The organism is Yersinia alsatica (genome assembly GCF_902170305.1).
In the GTDB taxonomy this organism is placed as follows: domain Bacteria; phylum Pseudomonadota; class Gammaproteobacteria; order Enterobacterales; family Enterobacteriaceae; genus Yersinia; species Yersinia alsatica.
In genome coordinates, this window is sequence record NZ_CABHWW010000015.1 from 91,096 (window position 1) to 110,562 (window position 19,467).

Genomic DNA, 19,467 nt, shown 5'->3' on the forward strand with positions numbered 1-19,467 from the left:
AGTCATCGGTATTGCAGTTTAGTCGCCCGTCAAAGGTATAAACCGCGTATCTCGCCGTGCATTTGTTACAATAGTTGCTTTCTTATGCTCTTACCCGCCCTGCACTTGTGGCTACCGCACTGACAGTATTCATCGGTCGATGGTAGGATGGGCCATAAAATATAAAACGGTAACAAGCAATGTTAGACAAAATTATTCGAATTGCTACGCGACAAAGCCCGCTCGCCTTATGGCAAGCACATTATGTTCAAGATTTATTGCAAGCCAATCACCCCGGCTTGCAAGTTGAATTGGTCCCGATGGTAACTCGTGGGGATATCATTCTGGACACGCCACTGGCAAAAGTTGGCGGTAAAGGCTTGTTCGTCAAAGAGTTAGAACTGGCATTATTGGAAGGTCGGGCGGATATTGCCGTGCACTCTATGAAAGATGTGCCCATTGCCTTCCCTGAGGGGCTGGGCTTGGTCACTATTTGTGAACGTGATGATCCACGCGATGCTTTCGTCTCGACAAATTATGCGCATTTGGACGACCTGCCCGCGGGTAGCATTGTCGGCACCTCGAGTCTGCGCCGCCAGTGTCAATTGCGTGAACGCCGTCCGGATCTGATTATTCGCGATCTGCGAGGTAACGTCGGCACTCGTCTTGCTAAACTGGATAATGGTGATTATCACGCGATTATTCTGGCTGTCGCAGGCCTCAAGCGCCTCGGTCTGGAAACTCGTATTCGCTCTGCAATGCCCGCCGAAGAGTCGCTGCCGGCGGTTGGTCAAGGTGCGGTCGGTATTGAATGCCGCCTGGATGATGATTTTACACGCCAGCTGCTGGTGCCATTGAATCACCGCGAAACTGAATTACGGGTTTGTGCCGAGCGGGCGATGAATACTCGTCTTGAAGGCGGTTGTCAGGTGCCAATTGGCAGTTATGCTGAGTTGGAAGGCGATATATTGTGGCTTCGCGCACTGGTGGGAGCACCCGACGGCAGTGAAATTATTCGTGGCGAACGCCGAGGCCCGGCTGAAAATGCAGAGCAAATGGGTATTGAACTGGCCGATGAGCTGCTATCTCGGGGCGCGCGGGAAATACTAGCTGAAGTTTATCAGGATAATGCGCCGCTATGACGATTCTGGTCACCCGCCCATCCCCTTCCGGAGAGCAGTTAGTCAGCCGCCTGCGTGCGCTGGGCCGGGTTGCCTATCATGCGCCATTGATTGATTTCTCACCCGGTGATGACCTACCCAAATTACCGGCATTACTGCAAGAAATGCAGGCTGGCGACTTGGTTTTTGCCCTATCACAGAATGCCATCCGCTATGCTAACCCGCTGTTAAAAAGAAATAACCTGTCATGGCCCGCGCGGTTATCTTATTATGCTATTGGACGTAACACTGCATTAGCACTACATACGGCCAGCCGCTTGCACGTCACTTTCCCACCAACGGGAGAGACCAGCGAGATGCTGCTGTCATTGCCCGACCTGCAAAAACTGTCCGGTAAAAAGGCACTGTTATTGCGCGGGAATGGTGGGCGCGAGCTACTGGGTGAAAGCTTGGCTGAACGGGGAGCAACCGTCACTTTTTGTGAATGTTATCAGCGCAGCCCGATCTTTTATGATGGCAGTGAACAGAGTGCGCACTGGCAACGCTCCGGCGTCGATATTCTGGTGGTAACCAGCGGCGAAATGTTGCAACAGATCTATACTTTAGTTCCTGATTATTATCGTTCTTCCTGGTTGCTACGCTGCCGCTTGGTGGTAGTGAGTGATCGCTTGGCTGCCTTAGCGGCCCAAATGGGCTGGAGTGATATCCGGGTAGCAGAGAATGCTGATAATGACGCGCTGATCCGCGCGCTACAAGAATTTCAATAAACCTGAAACCTGACTATGGGATGCCCAATATGACGGAACAAAATACCCCATCCGCACCAGTGGAAGAGACAACCACCGCGGCTGAGAGGCACCAACAGCCAGCACCAGAAGTCCGCCGGGAGAAACGAACCGGCCCCATTCTGGGTGCCATTGCTATTGCACTGGCCATCGCGCTAGGTGCCGGGCTTTATTATCACGGACACCAACAGGCTCAGTTACAAGATGCCGCAACGCTCGCGTTGCAAGAACAGTTGGCGGAACTTAAACAGAGCCAATTGCAAGAAAAGCAGCAGCTTGAGTCATTGTTGCAACAGCAGGGTAAAGCGCTGGAAGCCGCCGATCGCCAACAGACTTCGCTGATCCGCCAACTTAATGAGTTGCAGGAGAAAGTCGCCACGATTTCAGGTAGCGATGCTAAAACCTGGCTGCTGGCACAAGCTGATTTTCTGGTAAAAATGGCCGGGCGCAAACTGTGGAGTGATCAAGACGTCACCACCGCAGCGACCTTACTGAAAAGTGCTGATGCCAGTTTGGCAGACATGAATGACCCAAGCCTTATCGAGGTTCGCCGAGCATTGACCGAGGATATCAGTGCCCTTTCTGCGGTCAGTCAGGTCGATTTTGACGGCATCATCCTCAAACTTAACCAGTTATCGAATCAGGTGGATAACCTACGCCTGGCAGATAACAACATTGATGATTCACCCATGGATGCCAATAGCGACGAATTATCCAGCTCGCTATCTGAATGGCGTCAGAATCTAGCCAAAAGCTGGCACAGCTTTATAGCTGACTTTATTACTATTCGCCGCCGTGATAGTAGCGCGGAGCCGCTGTTGGCACCGAATCAGGACGTTTATTTGCGGGAAAATATTCGCTCCCGCCTGCTGGTTGCAGCACAAGCGGTGCCCCGCCACCAAGATGAAGTGTATAAACAGTCGCTGGAGACCATCTCCACCTGGATTCGCGCTTATTTTGATGTAAACGACCCGAGTACCAAGGCTTTCCTGGATGAACTGGAGAGTCTAAGTCAGCAATCAATCTCAATGGACGTGCCTGATCAATTGAAGAGCCAGCCAATGCTGGAAAAATTGATGCAAACCCGGGTCCGTAACTTACTGGCACAAGCGCCAGTTGCTGCTCAGGGGGAATAAGTATGCTGCGAGTGTTACTGTTATTCCTCATTCTGACCGCCGGAATAGTGCTGGGTCCAATGCTCGCCGGGCATCAGGGCTATGTGCTGATCCAAACCGACAACTATAACGTTGAAACTAGTGTGACCGGCTTGGTCATCATGCTGATATTGGTATTGGTAGCCTTCCTGATCATTGAATGGATACTGCGCCGTATTTTCCGTACCGGTGCGCGCACCCGAGGCTGGTTTATGGGCCGCAAACGTACCCGCGCCCGCAAGCAGACCAAAGCGGCATTGATTAAACTGGCCGAAGGTGATTTCAAACAAGTTGAGAAGTTACTGACCCGCAATGCCGACCATGCTGAGCAGCCAATGGTGAACTACTTACTGGCGGCTGAAGCCGCTCAGCAACGTGGTGATGAATTCCGCACTAATCAATATCTCGAGCGCGCGGCAGAAGTCGCCGATACTGAGCAGTTGCCAGTGGATATTACCCGAGTGCGAATTCAACTGGCGCAAGGGCATGTCCACGCGGCACGCCACGGTGTTGACCGTCTATTAGATCAGGCACCGCGCCATCCTGAAGTGCTGCGTCTGGCCGAACTTGCTTACTTGCGTTCTGGAGCTTACAGCTCACTGTTGGAAATTCTACCGGCAATGGGCAAGGTTCAGGTACATACCCCGGATGAGATTGCCGCCCTGGAGCAGCAAGCCTATATCGGCATTATGAATCAGTGTATGGCGGAAGAAGGCAGTGATGGCCTGAAACGTTGGTGGAAAGATCAAAGCCGTAAAGTACGCAATGAGATCCCGCTGCAAGTCGCGTTGGCTGAGCATTTGATTGAATGTGATGATCACGATGTCGCCCAGCAGATCATTCTGGACAGTCTGAAACGCCAGTATGATGAGCGCTTGGTGCTGCTGATCCCGCGTCTCCAGTCTGGTAATCCAGATCCGTTAGAGAAATCATTGCGCCAGCAAATCAAACAGCATGGTGCAACACCGCTGCTCAACAGTACCTTGGGGCAGTTGATGCTCAAACACGGTGAATGGGAGAAAGCCTGTGAAGCCTTCAAAGCTGCGCTTGCACAGCGCCCAGACGGGTATGATTATGCATGGCTGGCAGATGCCTTGGATAAACTGCACCGCCCTGAGGATGCCGCACAGGCTCGCCGTGAAGGGTTACTGCTGACACTGAAGCAAAATGGCGAATCTCTTTGATTGCTAACCCGCGGTGAGCCAAGGAGTGACCGCACCTAAGGGCACGTTTCTCCTTGGTTCAACTTAAACTGCAATATAAAGGCTCCTTCGGGGGCCTTTATGTTATTTACTTTTTGCAAAAAAAAACGCTTGCCGATATGGGCAAGCGTCTAAAATTTTCAGGTCTACAGACAACAATGTCGGTGCCTCACTCAACGTTATGCCCGGTATGTGATGAAGATATTCAACATCGTTTACATGGACAATAGGCACCCTAAAATCGGCTCTGCATCATCCCCGGGTTTATGAAGCACAATTGGTTATAAAAACCAGGCTGTCATAATAAGTGGGATGAGCATCTACATAATAGATATTGCACTTAGCGTGCCAAATCGCATCTTACACAGGAGTTTCACTCAACTAAACATCAACAGACTTTTAATTGGCTGATAAATAATAATTTTATTTTTACTTTTCCCCACCACCCTAGGCACCTCACCTGCGGTACTAAGACATCGACATCTAGAGTGATCTGTCGCTACAAAACGACGTTATAACTGACCGATTATTTTCTTAATATTTATCAGTTGGTTATATGTCACCTATCAGAGACAAAGTATTCATCCTTTGTCGCAAAAAGCCAACACCCACACTTTGGCCCAATAAACCGCAGCTTTGCTCATGCCATCAGGCCAATTTGATCAAAGGGTGCCAATATGGCTTGCGGCTGTCAGGATTTTGGGTTGGCAAGAGATTGCGGATAGACGTTCACAAGAATAGAAGCCCCAACAGGCATACCGCGTAAATCACGGTGATGGAGACAAAATGCAGACGAAAAAAAACCCCGCATTGCGGGGTTTCTTCTGAAATTGGTCGGCGAGAGAGGATTCGAACCTCCGACCCACTGGTCCCAAACCAGTTGCGCTACCAAGCTGCGCTACTCGCCGATTTCTTACTGTTCACTCTACATGGTCTCTCGACCTATGTCCATGTAAATCTTAATAAAATCTACATGTTTTGTGTGGTGCGAAGGGAGGGACTTGAACCCTCACGTCCGTAAGGACACTAACACCTGAAGCTAGCGCGTCTACCAATTCCGCCACCATCGCATGTTCCACAAAAATTTGGGGTGGCTAATGGGACTCGAACCCACGACAACTGGAATCACAATCCAGGGCTCTACCAACTGAGCTATAGCCACCATCACTTCATACAGCTTACTTCGTCCTACGCGGCAATCTTACCACCGCAGCTCTTGCACACAAAATTAATGGTGCGCCCGACAGGATTCGAACCTGAGACCTCTGCCTCCGGAGGGCAGCGCTCTATCCAGCTGAGCTACGGGCGCTTAGCGCCGTTGCGGGTGGGGATACTACGGTTTTAATGCTTGGCTGTCTAGTGCTTTTTTAGAAGAAATGATGCGTTTGCTTACGCTTTGCTCACTCTGCCACAAAAGTCAGCTATTACTAGCCCCCACTCCGCCTTGTTCGCTGGTTTTATAGCCGTTTTGCTTCGAGCGGAGCCTTTTTATGCATTCCCAGCGCAAAATAGCATGCCGTCACCAATCCAAGGAAAATAATCCCGACTAATAAAGATAAGCGGGTATCCGGGTTAATCCCCATGCCGACCAAGACACAAATCAGGAAAGCGATAGTGAGGTAGTTTACATACGGGAACATGATGGATTTAAACGGATGCTGCTTCAAGGCCTCTTTATGTGCCTGACGAAAACGCAGCTGGCTCACCAACACCACAAACCACGGTACCATGCCCGGTAATACGCTGGCACTGTAAACGTAAACAAACACCTGCTGTGGATTAGGAATAATGTAATTGAGGCTAGACCCCACCAACAGGCAGATGATCGTAACGGCAATACAATAAACCGGAACACCACTGGCCGACAGTTTTGTCAGGCAAGCGGGTAGCTGGCGATTCTTCGCCAAGGCATACAGCATGCGCCCACCGCTATACATACCGCTATTACACCCCGACAGGGCGGCGGTAAGTACCACAAAGTTGATAATCCCTGCGGCTGAAACTATCCCGATCTTGGCAAAGGTCAGGACAAACGGGCTGCCTGTGGTCCCAATACCGTCCCACGGGAAGATAGTGACGATGACAAAAATGGCCCCGACATAGAAAATCAGGATACGCCAGAGAATATTATTGATGGCGCGCTTCAATGTCACTTTAGGATTCCGGGCTTCACCTGCAGTAATCCCCACCAGCTCCACCCCTTGATAAGACGCCACCACAATACACAGCGCAAACATGAAGCCTTTCCAGCCCCCAGCAAAGAAGCCGCCATGAGCCGTCAGGTTATCAAAACCAATAGCTTGACCATGATTACCAAAGCCAAAGAAGATTACCCCCAGCCCCACCAGAATCATCACAATGATGGTTGTCACTTTGATCATCGCAAACCAGAACTCCAGCTCGCCATACAATCTGACTGCGGCCAGGTTAGCCAGCGCCACGACGGCGACCCCGGCAATGGCGGGTAACCACTGCGGTATCTCTGGAAACCAGAACTGGACATATACCCCAATAGCGGTGATTTCAGAGATTCCCACGGCTATCCACATAAACCAATAGCCCCAAGCGGTCAGATAGCCGAAATAGGGACTGAGATACTTATGTGCATACACGGCGAAAGAGCCCGCAACTGGCTCCAGATACAGCATTTCACCCATTGAGCGCATAATGAAGAACACAAACAAACCGGCAATAATATAAGCCAGTAATACTGACGGCCCAGCCCACTTCAATGTACTGGCAGAGCCCATAAACAACCCGACACCAATAGTTCCACCCAATGCTATTAGTTCGATATGCCGGGCTTCCAGCCCTCGGTGTAATCCTTTTTTCTCTTCGTTATCTGCCATATATCCTCTGTAAACTTACTGGTGTGTGTCCGTTCCGGATTCCCGGTTGTTTTTATTAATAGAATGCCGCGATGCAAAAAAGCCGAATTAAGGTATCCAGCCTAATAATTAATACATTAGCGATTGCAGGCTAAAGCATAGGGAAACAGCTCATAATAAAAAGCAATAATGTCCATAAAACCCTAGCCGGCGCGTATCGTTCCGTATCTGAGCTAGATTAGCAAACAAGAAACTAAAACTTTATGGAATAAAAATATAAAAATTGATTCCAAAATGGAATTAAGACGGGTTGGTATTGATCGAGGAAATAGCTAGAGGAAGTTTTATAACAGCAGGGCCAGAGTGGCCCTGCTGTGGGCACATTATTACAGACGACCGCTGTAATAATAGCCAACAAACTTGAGCAGTTTGAACTGACGGCGAATGCGGCTTGGCTGAGCCAGCAGGCGATAAAGCCACTCCAGCCCCAGATTCTGCCATACCTTAGGTGCACGTTTAACATGGCCGGTAAAGACGTCGTAAGTACCGCCTACGCCCATATACAGCGCATTCGGGTGTATTTTACGGCAGTCACGCATAAACATTTCCTGCTTAGGCGACCCCATGGCCACAGTGACTATCGCCGCCCCACTGGCCGCGATCCGAGCAAACAGAGCGTCACGTTGCTCGGGAGTAAAATAACCGTCCTGACTTCCCACCAGATTGACATTCCATTGCGCGCGCAGTTTAGCTTCGGTTTCTGCCAGAACGTCAGGTTTGCCACCGACTAAAAATACCGGCGTCCCTTGCTGGCCCGCGCGCTGCATCAGAGCTTCCCATAAGTCAGCTCCCGCAACCCTTGAGAGCTTCGCCTGCGGGTATTTACGCCGAATAGCTCGCACCATACTGATACCATCGGCATACAGATATTCCGCCTCACAGATCAGTTCACGCAGCGCGGCATCATCTTCAGCTTTCAGCAGCTTTTCTGCATTCATTGCCACCAATGTACCGGTCTTCACCGGACCACTGCTCAGCAGATGATCCAGCGTCTGGGCCATGTCTCGAAAACCCCAGATGTCGAAGCCACGGACATTATATTTAGCAATGTCGGTTTCTTTAGCAATCTCAGTCTCTTTTGGAGTAGCAGTATTCGGTTCCATTACGATCCTTACAGTTGGCTGCCCACTTGAGGCCCAGATAGACTCTTAGATTTACCAACGCCGCGCTGTACCCGCTGCGTTATCAAACCCGCCGTATCGAACAACCAATACAACAATTTTGCCAGTACCAGACAGGCACCAAAAATCACGCAGAAAAACACCACGCGCGAGACAAAGGAATCTAATCCTTCTCGTGCCAACACGATGATGTTAAATACCGCCCCAAAACAGAAACTTTGCAGAATGGCCGCTTTGTAGCGATTAGTTTCTGCTTTACCTTGCTCGTACAGCCAATCAAACCATTTAATGATTAACCCCACCACGATGGCGCCCAGCGGGATGAACAACACGCCGCCCATTACCACCAAAGATCCAATCAGGGTGGGTGAGATGGCAAGCCCAGAGTGATTATCCAGCACATCCCAAGTGAAGTAATTGGCGGTATTCAGTACCAAATCAGGACGAGCAGGCCACAGGGAACTGGGAATAAACACATAGAAATCACGGATAATCGGTGCTAACCCTTGAAAATCTATTTTGTCGTAATTTTGCAGCAGCAAGCCCAGATTTTCCCACGGCGAGAACGTATCTCGCGTGAGGTACAGGAAGGTATAAAACGCCTCTGCGCCATTAACATCCAAACCATAGCGCTTTAGGGCCAACCAGAACATGCCGACAATCCCAAAGACACCAGCTGCCGCCAGCATCCACAGGGTTATCCAACCACGGACAATACCAATAAACAGGAATAATGAGAACGCGATGATGATATTCGCGCGAGTCCCGCCGACGATAACGTAGGTCAGGATGCCAAACGCGACGGTGCTGGCCAGAAAGAAGAACCAGGCGCGCATATCCTGTTTCAGGAAATAGACCACTAACATCGCCGGGATGAAGAAGTAGAAAAAGCGCTTCAGAGCAACACCAGAGACATCACTGGAGAAGATTTTGCTGTAAGAATCCAGCTTAAATAGCAGGAAACCATTTTGCATGAAGAAGATACCGACGGTACCGATGGCCACCAGCGCCAACAGTATCCAGGTCAGATTGGTTTCCACCCGATTCATGGTGAATATCGGCGCCCGTGGCTGGCTGCGCGGCTTACGCAAGCGAGTCTTATAACTCACATAGTAAATAGCGTAGAACGCCGTGGCAGAGAGCATGGCATACAGTAAGTACTCAACCGGCACCACCTCGACCCCAAACTGGAACACCAACATGCAGGTGAGTGGGAAACCAAAATAGAACGTCAGCAAGTAGAGCATGGAAAACAGCACATTGAAGTTAAAGCGAACACGCCGAAACTCCTGATACGTCAACGTCAGGATAAAAATCACTGCCATCAGATAGACACAGAAAAGACCGCCAAATTGGCCCAGCGTCATGGGTGTTCTCCTGCGGCAAGTGCCAGCGCTTGTTGCCAGCCCTCAATATAATTAGGATTAAAGAATGCAATAGCGTGCTTATCCAATCCGGCTAATTGGCGTTGTGCTTCACGAATCAAAGGCTCGTCTAATGAATCGCCATAGAAAAGCACGGGAATATGCTGCTCGGCTAAATCTTGCCAGAACGGATTCTTGCGGCTTAGGACAAAAGGCACCCCAAACTGGGTTAATAAGCACAGAGTGCCGATACCTTGCTGGCGATTGAAAATAAAGTAGCCCAAATCACATTCACGCAAGATATTCAAATAATCATCAAACGGGATCTGCTCCGTCAGAATGCGCAAATTCTCTGGTGCAAACAGCGCCAGGCCAGCTTGCCTAACTTGCTCAATATACAGCTGATTGTTAGCCGGATACCCCATCGGTAAAATCACGCGGGCATCAGGACCAAATTGCTGATGAATCGCCTTTAGTGCTTCAATGTGGCGGTTGGTGGTATCGCCAGAGTTGCCAACCAGAATCGTCATTGGCCCAGCAAGAGGCTTTTCAATATTGATACCCGTTAATGTCGGGTCCATACGCGTTGGGAAATAGAGCAGTGATGCTGGCACCCGCGGATGACGTTGTTGGAAATGAATTAAATCGCCACGCGTGGCGAAAACATGGCCGACGCGCCCTTGCGCCATGCGGCGCAGGATGTAAAACAGGCGAAACTTCCAGTTTTTGGCATCTTCATATAAATCAGCCCCCCAAACATGCCAGTAGACTTGGTGCCGTTTGATTTTCCCACTCAGCAAGGCTAGCCACAAAGTGGCATTAAATTGCCCATGCCAGAAGAATCGAGTGCTGCGGTCAGCTTGCGCACGGGCAATAACTGCCTCAGCTAAAGTTTTCTTATTGCTGTGCGTCTCGATATCTAACTGAGGGAATGATGAAAAAGCCGCTGTCTCTTTGGCCGCAACCATAAAATGCCGCACCTGCTCTGCTGGCACACGAGTGGCCAGCACGTCATTAAAGAAGCGCAGCACAGTTAGATTATGGTGCGGGATATCAGATCCCAGTACATGAATCAGGGTTGTCATTTTTTTCTACTGTAAAGAGTGTTTACGGTGATGAATGTCTACGATACATAAGGAATACGCAGCTACAGAGTGCGAAATAAACGATATAAGTCGCCATATAGGCCTGTGCCGCGCCCAAGGAGCCATTCATTGGGATTAACCAATGGGCAAACCCAGTCAACAGTAAGAACTGGCTTACTTCCGTCAAAATATAAAAACGCAAAGAGGCTTTGGCGATAACCAAATAGCCGAATACATACGACCCGACTTTCAACACATCGCCCACTAACTGCCAGGCGAAGAGGTCACGCATTGCGGTGAACTGGTGAGAAAACAGCAGCCAGATCGCAAAGTCACGTAACAGCCAAACCATCAAGCTGGCGGTTGCCACTGCTGGCAAGACGAACTTCAATGAGCGCAGGATTTCACGAGAAATCGCCGCTTTATCTTTGAGTCTCGACAGCGTAGGGAGCAAATAGACGGTAAATGACGCTGTGATAAATTGTAGATAAGCATCTGAAATACTGCTCACCCCTTGCCAAATCCCGACGGCATCCCAGCCATAGCGGTCAGCCAGTAAGTTACGCATCATCACATACGCAACCGGCAAGGTCACCGACGTAATCAGCGCCATAATGGTAAACTTACCCAAATGGCTCGCCAAGGCTTTATCCCAGCTAAGTTTAAGATAACTTAAGGGAATAGTCTTGCGACGAATGAGCATTATTCCCGCAGGGATAACCACCAGCGCAGGAACCAATGCCAACCCTACCAAGGCACCAGGATAGCCCCCAATCTGGAAGCAGATATAATACGCCACCACACCAATCAGGCTGCCGCCGATCACCGCCAGCGCATTCCCCATGGCATCGCGATAACCTTTAAGGATGGCCAGAAACAGGTTGGCGTAAGCAATGCCCATCTGAATAAGTGCGACAGCCCGCACCACATTCTGGTAATCACTGTGACCAAATAGCGCCATGCTGACGGGCTTGGCCGCCAACAGGAAAATCAATGCCAGCAAAGTAGAGAACCCCAGCACTATCGCTGATGACGTCCCCAACACGGCCCGCAGACGTTCAGGTTGCTGATGATATTCAGCAACATACTTAGTAATACCGTTAAAGATACCTGCGCCAGAGAGCACGCCTAATACCGTAATTAGCTGGCGGAAGTTACCCGCCTGCCCAACACCACTGGGGCCAAAGGTCACCGCCAGCAGTTTAACCACTAACAACCCTACGCCGATCTTAATCAGCGTAGAGCCAGCAGTCCAAATCGATGCTTTTGCCAGAGACATATCAGGCGAAGAAACTGAGAACAGTATTAATGACCGTGCTCTGATTAACATCAGTCAGGTTATAGAAGATTGGCAAGCGAACCAGACGTTCACTTTCCTTAGTGGTAAAGCGGTCTTTGCCATCCATGCGGCCAAACTCTTCACCTGCCGGGCAAGCATGTAGCGGAATGTAGTGGAATACCGCCATAATCTCAGCTTCTTTTAAATAGCTGATGAAAGCTGAACGCTCTTCGATATCACGCAGTTTGATATAAAACATGTGCGCATTTTGTGCCAGATTGCCAGGAATGACCGGCAAATCAATGCGACCAGCATCCGCCAAGGGTTTGAAAGCATCATAGTAAGTGTGCCACAGCGCCAGACGACGTTGGTTAATTTGCTCTGCTGCTTCTAACTGGCCCCACAGGTAAGCGGCCTGTAAATCAGACATCAAATAGCTGGAACCAATATCACGCCAAGTATACTTATCTACCTGCCCGCGGAAGAACTGGCTACGGTTAGTCCCTTTCTCACGGATAATTTCTGCGCGATCAATCAATGACGGGTCATTAATAAGCGTCGCACCACCTTCGCCACCGGCGGTGTAGTTTTTGGTTTCATGGAAGCTGAAACAGCCAATATGGCCGATAGTCCCCAACGCCTTGCCTTTGTAAGTCGACATCACGCCCTGAGCAGCATCTTCGACCACAAACAAATTATGTTTTTTCGCCAGCGCCATGATGGTATCCATTTCACAGGCAACACCCGCATAGTGGACTGGCACGATAACTCTGGTTTTGTCGGTAATCGCCGCTTCAATCTTAGTTTCATCGATATTCATGGTATCTGGACGGATATCAACAAACACCATTTTCGCCCCACGCAATACAAAGGCATTGGCGGTAGAGACGAAGGTGAAACTTGGCATGATCACTTCATCGCCAGGCTTGATATCCAGCAGCAACGCAGCCATTTCCAGTGACGCAGTGCAAGACGGGGTCAGTAACACTTTCGGGCAATCGAAATGTTTCTCCATCCACTGCTGACAGCGGCGGGTAAACCCACCATCGCCGCATAATTTGCCACTGGTGATTGCTGCCTGCATGTAACCCAGTTCAGTGCCGACTACCGGTGGAGCGTTAAATGGAATCATTTCATCCCCTGCATAACCAATACGCGGTGCTCTCAATCGAGGCACCACTGCGAATATAAAGACGTAAAGCAGCAATATTGCTCATTTGTGTGGCCACATGTAACCGATGTAACCCGTGACTCTGGCACCACTGCTTTGCCGCCGACATTAATAATGAACCTATACCTTTACCCTGCGCATCTGGGAATACCGCCAACAGGCCAATACGTGCGCTACCATCTTGCAGATCACGTAATGTGACAAAACCCGCTGGCTGCCCCGACGAATCCATCACCAATAAACACTGATGGTCGAACGTACCTAGCACCGCCTTTTCAGCCCACAATGCATAAAATCGTCCACTGTCCTGTGGGTCATACCACGGGGCACGAAAACGACTCAATGCAAAAGCTGCGCCAGCCACACTGCGTAACAGCGGAATATCCTCTGCGGTTGCAACCCGATGTTGATAGGCTCCAGCATCAACCTTAAAGGAAGCATTTTCCGTGCCAATCGTATCTTCTACTGACAGCGACAGATCGACTTCCCCTTCAACTAGCTTGAAACCAAGCTGGCCAAGTGCGTCAATCAGATCAAGGCGATGGGTCGGAACTTTAGCTTGGGTAAGGGTAAAAGCATCCAACTCAGCCGGGCTAACTTGCGGGGCTGAGTCGGAGAAATGAAGTTTTGCACTCGGCCGTTGGAAAAACTCACTTTCCCAGGCCAGTGGCTCAATACTGGCGTGGACGGGCATGGAGCAAGTCCAATAGATATTTGCCGTAACCGGTTTTAGCCAATGCAGTTGCTGCGCGTCTTACGCCATCGTCATCCAGCCAGCCATTACGCCAGGAGATCTCTTCCAGACAAGCAATTTTGAAACCTTGACGCTTTTCAACAGTTTGTACAAAGGTACTGGCTTCAATCAGGCTGTCATGGGTTCCAGTATCCAGCCAGGCAAAACCACGCCCTAACAACTCAACTGTTAGCTCGCCGCGCTCTAAATACATCTGGTTGATGCTGGTAATTTCCAGTTCACCACGAGAAGAGGGTTTAACTTGCTTTGCGAAATCAACCACTTGATTATCATAGAAATAAAGCCCGGTCACTGCCCAGTTGGACTTCGGCTGACTAGGTTTCTCTTCAATAGATAACGCGCGGAAGTTGTCATCAAACTCCACCACACCAAAGCGTTCAGGGTCCATAACCTGATAACCGAAGACCGTGGCCCCCTGCTTGCGTGCAGCTACTGCTTTTAATTTCGGGCTAAAGCCTTGACCAAAATAGATATTATCGCCAAGCACCAAACAGCAAGGTTCATTACCAATAAACTCTTCACCGATGATAAATGCTTGTGCCAGCCCATCAGGGCTAGGTTGCGCTGCATAACTTAGCTTTATACCAAACTCATCGCCATTGCCCAGCAAACGCTGGAATGATGGCAAATCTTCCGGAGTCGAGATAATCAAAATATCGCGGATCCCTGCCAGCATCAGCACTGACAGCGGATAGTAGATCATCGGTTTGTCGTAGACGGGAAGCAGTTGCTTAGAGACGCCACGGGTGATGGGGTGCAACCTTGTGCCTGAGCCACCAGCCAGAATTATGCCTTTCATACTCACTCCTGAAACCATTGGGCAAGACGTTATTAAAATCAATCAATAACGTCATTCCGATGATTAATAGATTTTTTAGCCTACCGTAGGATAACCAGCAATAGGCAAGAACCTGCTGAATCAGTCACTCAGGCCCAAACGCTCACCGGCGTAAGAACCATCCTGAACACGGCGCCACCAAGATTCATTATTCAAATACCAGTCAATGGTTTTGCGAATGCCGCTGTCGAATGTTTCCTGTGGCTTCCAACCCAGTTCCCGTTCAATCTTACCCGCGTCGATAGCATAGCGCATATCGTGGCCCGGTCGGTCTTTGACATAGGTAATCAAGTCACGATAGTGAGCAATCCCGGCAGGTTTTTCAGGTACCAATTCATCCAATAAGGTGCAGATGGTCTCAACTACTTCAATATTCTTACGCTCATTGTGACCACCGATATTGTAAGTTTCACCCACCACGCCTTCAGTAACTACCTGATACAGCGCGCGCGCGTGATCTTCAACATACAACCAATCACGAACTTGCGCGCCATTGCCATAAACTGGCAGGGGTTTGCCTGCCAATGCATTCAAGATAACCAGTGGTATCAATTTCTCTGGGAAATGATACGGGCCATAGTTATTCGAGCAATTGGTTACCAAGGTGGGTAAACCATAAGTTCGCAACCAAGCGCGCACTAAATGGTCACTGGATGCCTTAGAGGCTGAATAGGGGCTACTTGGCGCATAAGGCGTCGTTTCAGTAAAGAGATCATCAGTACCGTGCAGATCGCCATAAACTTCATCTGTCGAGATATGGTGGAAGCGAAACGTCAGTTTTGCCTCAGCGCTCAGTTGTTGCCAGTAATGACGCGCCGCCTCTAACATCTGGTAAGTGCCCACGACGTTAGTTTCGATAAAAGCAGCCGGGCCATCAATAGAACGGTCAACATGGCTTTCTGCCGCCAAATGCATCACAACATCCGGCTGATATTGCGCAAAAACTCGGTCCAGCTCAGTACGATCACAGATATCAACTTGTTCAAAAGCGTAGCGCTCACTTTTCGCGACTACAGCCAGTGACTCCAAATTGCCCGCGTAGGTAAGTTTATCAACCACCACCACGCTATCTGAGGTGCCATTGATAATATGTCTTACCACTGCGGAGCCAATAAAACCGGCCCCGCCTGTGACTAGAATACGTCTCAACGCCATACTCCTTTGGTGTCCACAATCCACGATTGCTTCACATCTTCCGGTTTAATGGCCTTAAATTGACTGTGATCTACCAACATCACTAACACATCAGCTTGCTGCAAGGCTGTTGCTGTGTCTTTCAGAGTCACGTGACCCGCCAGAGACTTCGGCAATTGCTCTACATTGGGTTCAACCACCAATGTTTCACCGGTATGCCATTCAGCAATCAAATGAGCGATTTCAACCGCTGGGCTTTCACGCAGATCATCAATATTGGGCTTAAATGCCAAGCCGAAGCAGGCAATTTTCACTTCAGATGCACGTTTGTTAGTCGCCGCCAGACAATCCGCCACCGCGGCTTTAACTCGGTCAACAACCCACAGTGGTTTGCCATCATTCACCAGACGTGCGGTGTGAATCAGGCGGGCCAACTGTGGGTTTTGAGAAACGATAAACCATGGGTCAACAGCGATACAATGACCACCAACACCCGGCCCTGGCTGCAAGATATTCACCCGAGGATGACGGTTCGCCAGGCGAATCAGCTCCCATACATTGATGCCTTGCTCATCACAAATCAGTGATAGCTCATTGGCAAAAGCAATGTTAACGTCGCGGAAGCTGTTTTCAGTCAACTTACACATTTCAGCGGTGCGGGAGTTAGTCACCACACACTCACCTTCGAGGAAGATTTTGTACAGCTCACTAGCACGGGCAGAACATTTTGGCGTCATACCACCGATAACACGGTCATTTTGAATCAGCTCGACCATCACCTGACCCGGCAACACACGTTCAGGGCAGTAGGCGATATTGATATCGGCATCTTCACCCGCTTGTTGCGGGAAACTCAAATCAGGGCGAGCTTCAGCCAACCATTGCGCCATTTGTTCAGTCGCGCCGACCGGAGAAGTCGACTCCAGAATCACTAAATCGCCTTTTCTCAGCACCGGGGCGATAGATTTAGCGGCTGATTCGACGAAAACCATATCTGGCTCATGATCGCCTTTAAATGGGGTCGGGACGGCAATAAGAAACGCATCTGCTGCCAGTGGTTTGGTTACTGCTTGTAGGTAACCCCCTTCGACAGCAATCTTCACCACTTTATCTAAATCCGGCTCCACGATATGGATAGCACCGCGATTAATGGTTTCAACTGCATGGGCGTTGACATCAACACCAATCACTTTCTTCTTGCGCGACGCGAAAGCAGCAGCAGTTGGCAGGCCAATATACCCAAGACCGATAACAGAAATAGTTTCAAAACTCATAGCGTCACCTGATGATTCTTTAAAGCTTCAAGGATGCGTTGACAGGCGTGCCCGTCACCGTAAGGATTATGCGCCCGTGTCATTTGATGATAGGCAGTTTCATCAGTCAGTAAGCGGGTCACTGCATCGACAATTTTATTAATATTAGTGCCAACCAACAAAACTGTACCGGAATCGACAGCTTCCGGGCGCTCTGTGGTATCGCGCATGACCAGTACCGGCTTACCTAATGAAGGTGCCTCTTCCTGAATACCACCGGAATCCGTCAAGATCAGATACGCGTGGTTCATCAGGTAAACAAATGGCAGATAATCTTGCGGGTCGATCAGAATGATATTATCAATCCCTTTCAAGATGCGGTTAACCGGCTCACTGACATTCGGATTAAGATGTACTGGATAAACCACCTGAACGTCAGGGTGTTTACGCGCAATTTCAGCCAATGCACTACAGATCCGCTCAAACCCGCCACCAAAACTCTCACGGCGGTGGCCAGTGACCAGAATCATCTTTTTATTGGCATCAAGGAATGGGTAACGTTGGTCCAAACTTGCTCGCAAATCTGCATTGTTCATCACTCGATCACGAACCCAGAACAGCGCATCAATCACGGTATTACCCGTGACAAAAATACGGTTCTCCGGCACCATTTCACGTAACAGATTTTGCCGCGAGTTTTCCGTCGGCGCAAAATGGTACATGGCAAGATGGCCCGTCAGTTGACGGTTGGCTTCTTCCGGCCACGGAGAATAGAGATTCCCAGTGCGTAAGCCTGCTTCGACATGGCCAACAGGGATACGGTGATAGAATGCCGCGAGGCTGGTCGACAGAGTTGTCGTGGTATCACCGTGTACCAAGATAACGTCTGGCTTAAACTCCGCCAGAACAGGCTTCAACCCTTCCAGAATACGGCAGGTTATTTCCGTTAATCCCTGTCCCGGTTTCATGATATTCAAATCATAATCCGGCTGAATCTCAAATAAACGCAGCACCTGATCCAACATCTCGCGATGTTGAGCAGTGACACAAACTCTTGATTCAAAGGCTTCATCCTGAGCCAAAGCATGCACCAGTGGAGCCATTTTAATGGCTTCAGGCCGGGTGCCAAAAACAGTCAACACTTTCACAGTGAATCTCTTTAAGGTCAGTTAGCCGCAGACGACGCCTGCAAGTTGGGCGCACAATGCGCCCATTAGCAATTAATATTCTTCTACAGTACGAACTTACGCTTGCGTACTGGTACGACGAACCAACACCACTCCAGCCCCAACTAATGCCCCAATGGCACCCCACATAATCAGCAGGAATACACGACGTGGGCTATCACGGGTTACCGGATCTTCTGGTGTACGTAAGTAACGATAAGCTTGGAATGTTTTATCCAGCGTTGGACCAATGTTCAATGTTGCCAGCATTGCACGGTTCTGATCGTAATCAATATCAAAACTTGGGCCGGTGGCCTGCAAGGTTTCCAGACGAGCTTCAAGCATCGGTTTACCTAACATAAACATTTTGGAGTCAGGTAACTGTTCAGCCGGGGTATCTGTTTGATTACGATTAATCCCTTGCTGACTCGCCACTTTCAATGCTTGCTGAACCGCAGCAACTTCACGGTTGTACACCGCTTGAGCTACCGCTTCTTGCCGCTGAACCTGTGCTTTCATTGACTGAGTCCGGGCTGCCCAAGCGCCCTGAATTTCGTCATTCAAATGGCTGGCTGCACGTTGGCTGGCAAACTCAATATAACTGCGCAGTAATTTATTTGAGTCACTGGCGGTTTCTGCCGTCAATTTAATACTGTCATTCAGTATTTTTTTGTCATCACGTGGCGTGAAAACAATATTGTTTATCAGCTCATCCAATAATGCGGCATCCGCTTTAGCATCACCTTCCAGACGCTGTTTGTAGTAATCACTTTGCAGCCAAAAATCACGACGGGTATCGTAGGCGGCTAACTGAGTAATAAACTCGCTGTAGGCTTCATCAGAAATACCTGGCTGCTCACTAGCCGCGCCACTATTAATGCGCGTATCCAAATTGCGCAAAAACTGCTGCTGAGAATAATAACCACCTAAATTATTGACAGTTGGCCTGTCTGTAATGGCTGTCGCACTCCACTGCTGTTTCACCAAATAGGAAACACCCAGCGCTATTGCAGCAAAAAGAATTGCCATACCGATAATCCATACCTTACCGCGCCAAAGCGTGCGGCACAGGCTACGGATGTCTAATTCGTTATCCACAGCAGGCTCATTATTGGTAGACCCTGTTTTATCAGTCGATATAGATTCTGGTTTCATCACTGCCTAAAAGCCTCT

At 49.5% G+C, this 19,467-nt stretch carries 16 protein-coding genes and 4 tRNA genes; 4 read left to right on the forward strand and 16 right to left on the reverse strand.

Features of this window, described 5'->3' with window-relative positions; all coding sequences use genetic code 11:
* The first annotated feature begins 179 nt into the window (after window positions 1–179).
* Genes hemC through hemY form a run of 4 tightly spaced genes read left to right on the forward strand, consistent with a single transcriptional unit; the run spans window position 180 to window position 4,223 of the window.
* On the forward strand, window positions 180–1,121 hold the full coding sequence (hemC, locus tag FTA96_RS11200; protein WP_050109682.1) for a hydroxymethylbilane synthase: 942 nt from the start codon (window positions 180–182) through the stop codon (window positions 1,119–1,121).
* Window positions 1,118–1,867: a uroporphyrinogen-III synthase gene (gene hemD / locus FTA96_RS11205; RefSeq protein ID WP_050123907.1), complete on the forward strand. Its 750-nt coding sequence runs from the start codon at window positions 1,118–1,120 to the stop codon at window positions 1,865–1,867. Before hemC ends, hemD begins: the two co-directional genes overlap by 4 nt.
* Window positions 1,868–1,896: 29 nt before the next feature.
* Window positions 1,897–3,021 (forward strand): uroporphyrinogen-III C-methyltransferase, encoded by a 1,125-nt coding sequence (hemX, locus tag FTA96_RS11210; RefSeq protein WP_145573839.1) that lies wholly within the window; start codon window positions 1,897–1,899, stop codon window positions 3,019–3,021.
* 2 nt (window positions 3,022–3,023) lie between these two features.
* The gene (gene hemY, locus FTA96_RS11215; RefSeq protein WP_050109679.1) at window positions 3,024–4,223 is read left to right on the forward strand and encodes a protoheme IX biogenesis protein HemY; all 1,200 of its coding nucleotides are present in this window, start codon (window positions 3,024–3,026) and stop codon (window positions 4,221–4,223) included.
* A gap of 849 nt (window positions 4,224–5,072) precedes the next feature.
* Here hemY and FTA96_RS11220 read toward each other — a convergent pair.
* From FTA96_RS11220 to wzzE, 16 genes are all read right to left on the reverse strand, one after another.
* Window positions 5,073–5,149: transfer RNA gene (locus FTA96_RS11220), tRNA-Pro, on the reverse strand.
* 75 nt (window positions 5,150–5,224) lie between these two features.
* A tRNA-Leu gene (locus tag FTA96_RS11225) sits at window positions 5,225–5,311 on the reverse strand.
* A 16-nt stretch (window positions 5,312–5,327) separates the two neighbouring features.
* A tRNA-His gene (locus FTA96_RS11230) sits at window positions 5,328–5,403 on the reverse strand.
* Between the two features lie 70 nt (window positions 5,404–5,473).
* Window positions 5,474–5,550: transfer RNA gene (locus FTA96_RS11235), tRNA-Arg, on the reverse strand.
* A 148-nt stretch (window positions 5,551–5,698) separates the two neighbouring features.
* Window positions 5,699–7,090, reverse strand: a complete 1,392-nt coding sequence (gene thrP, locus FTA96_RS11240; RefSeq protein WP_050110895.1) for a bifunctional threonine/serine APC transporter ThrP — start codon at window positions 7,088–7,090, stop codon at window positions 5,699–5,701.
* Window positions 7,091–7,455: 365 nt separating this feature from the next.
* Window positions 7,456–8,232: a lipopolysaccharide N-acetylmannosaminouronosyltransferase gene (gene wecG, locus FTA96_RS11245; protein WP_145573840.1), complete on the reverse strand. Its 777-nt coding sequence runs from the start codon at window positions 8,230–8,232 to the stop codon at window positions 7,456–7,458.
* Window positions 8,233–8,240: 8 nt separating this feature from the next.
* On the reverse strand, window positions 8,241–9,617 hold the full coding sequence (wzyE, locus tag FTA96_RS11250; RefSeq protein WP_050110892.1) for an ECA oligosaccharide polymerase: 1,377 nt from the start codon (window positions 9,615–9,617) through the stop codon (window positions 8,241–8,243).
* On the reverse strand, window positions 9,614–10,699 hold the full coding sequence (locus tag FTA96_RS11255; protein ID WP_050123911.1) for a TDP-N-acetylfucosamine:lipid II N-acetylfucosaminyltransferase: 1,086 nt from the start codon (window positions 10,697–10,699) through the stop codon (window positions 9,614–9,616). The genes wzyE and FTA96_RS11255 overlap by 4 nt, the downstream gene beginning before the upstream one ends.
* Window positions 10,700–10,721: 22 nt before the next feature.
* Entirely contained in the window at window positions 10,722–11,978 is a 1,257-nt protein-coding gene (wzxE, locus tag FTA96_RS11260; RefSeq protein ID WP_050110888.1) for a lipid III flippase WzxE, read from the reverse strand.
* Between the two features lies 1 nt (window position 11,979).
* Window positions 11,980–13,110 (reverse strand): dTDP-4-amino-4,6-dideoxygalactose transaminase, encoded by a 1,131-nt coding sequence (gene rffA, locus FTA96_RS11265; RefSeq protein WP_145538056.1) that lies wholly within the window; start codon window positions 13,108–13,110, stop codon window positions 11,980–11,982.
* 1 nt (window position 13,111) lies between these two features.
* Window positions 13,112–13,843, reverse strand: a complete 732-nt coding sequence (gene rffC, locus FTA96_RS11270; protein ID WP_050110885.1) for a dTDP-4-amino-4,6-dideoxy-D-galactose acyltransferase — start codon at window positions 13,841–13,843, stop codon at window positions 13,112–13,114.
* The gene (gene rfbA / locus FTA96_RS11275) at window positions 13,821–14,702 is read right to left on the reverse strand and encodes a glucose-1-phosphate thymidylyltransferase RfbA (RefSeq protein ID WP_050147129.1); all 882 of its coding nucleotides are present in this window, start codon (window positions 14,700–14,702) and stop codon (window positions 13,821–13,823) included. The genes rffC and rfbA overlap by 23 nt, the downstream gene beginning before the upstream one ends.
* Before the next feature lie 120 nt (window positions 14,703–14,822).
* Entirely contained in the window at window positions 14,823–15,896 is a 1,074-nt protein-coding gene (rffG, locus tag FTA96_RS11280; protein ID WP_172667344.1) for a dTDP-glucose 4,6-dehydratase, read from the reverse strand.
* Window positions 15,887–17,149, reverse strand: a complete 1,263-nt coding sequence (wecC, locus tag FTA96_RS11285; RefSeq protein WP_145573841.1) for a UDP-N-acetyl-D-mannosamine dehydrogenase — start codon at window positions 17,147–17,149, stop codon at window positions 15,887–15,889. Before wecC ends, rffG begins: the two co-directional genes overlap by 10 nt.
* On the reverse strand, window positions 17,146–18,276 hold the full coding sequence (wecB, locus tag FTA96_RS11290; RefSeq protein ID WP_050110879.1) for a non-hydrolyzing UDP-N-acetylglucosamine 2-epimerase: 1,131 nt from the start codon (window positions 18,274–18,276) through the stop codon (window positions 17,146–17,148). Before wecB ends, wecC begins: the two co-directional genes overlap by 4 nt.
* Before the next feature lie 96 nt (window positions 18,277–18,372).
* Window positions 18,373–19,449 carry an ECA polysaccharide chain length modulation protein gene (gene wzzE, locus FTA96_RS11295; protein ID WP_050123917.1) on the reverse strand — a complete coding sequence of 359 codons (1,077 nt, stop codon included), beginning with the start codon at window positions 19,447–19,449 and terminating at the stop codon, window positions 18,373–18,375.
* Window positions 19,450–19,467 lie beyond the last annotated feature (18 nt).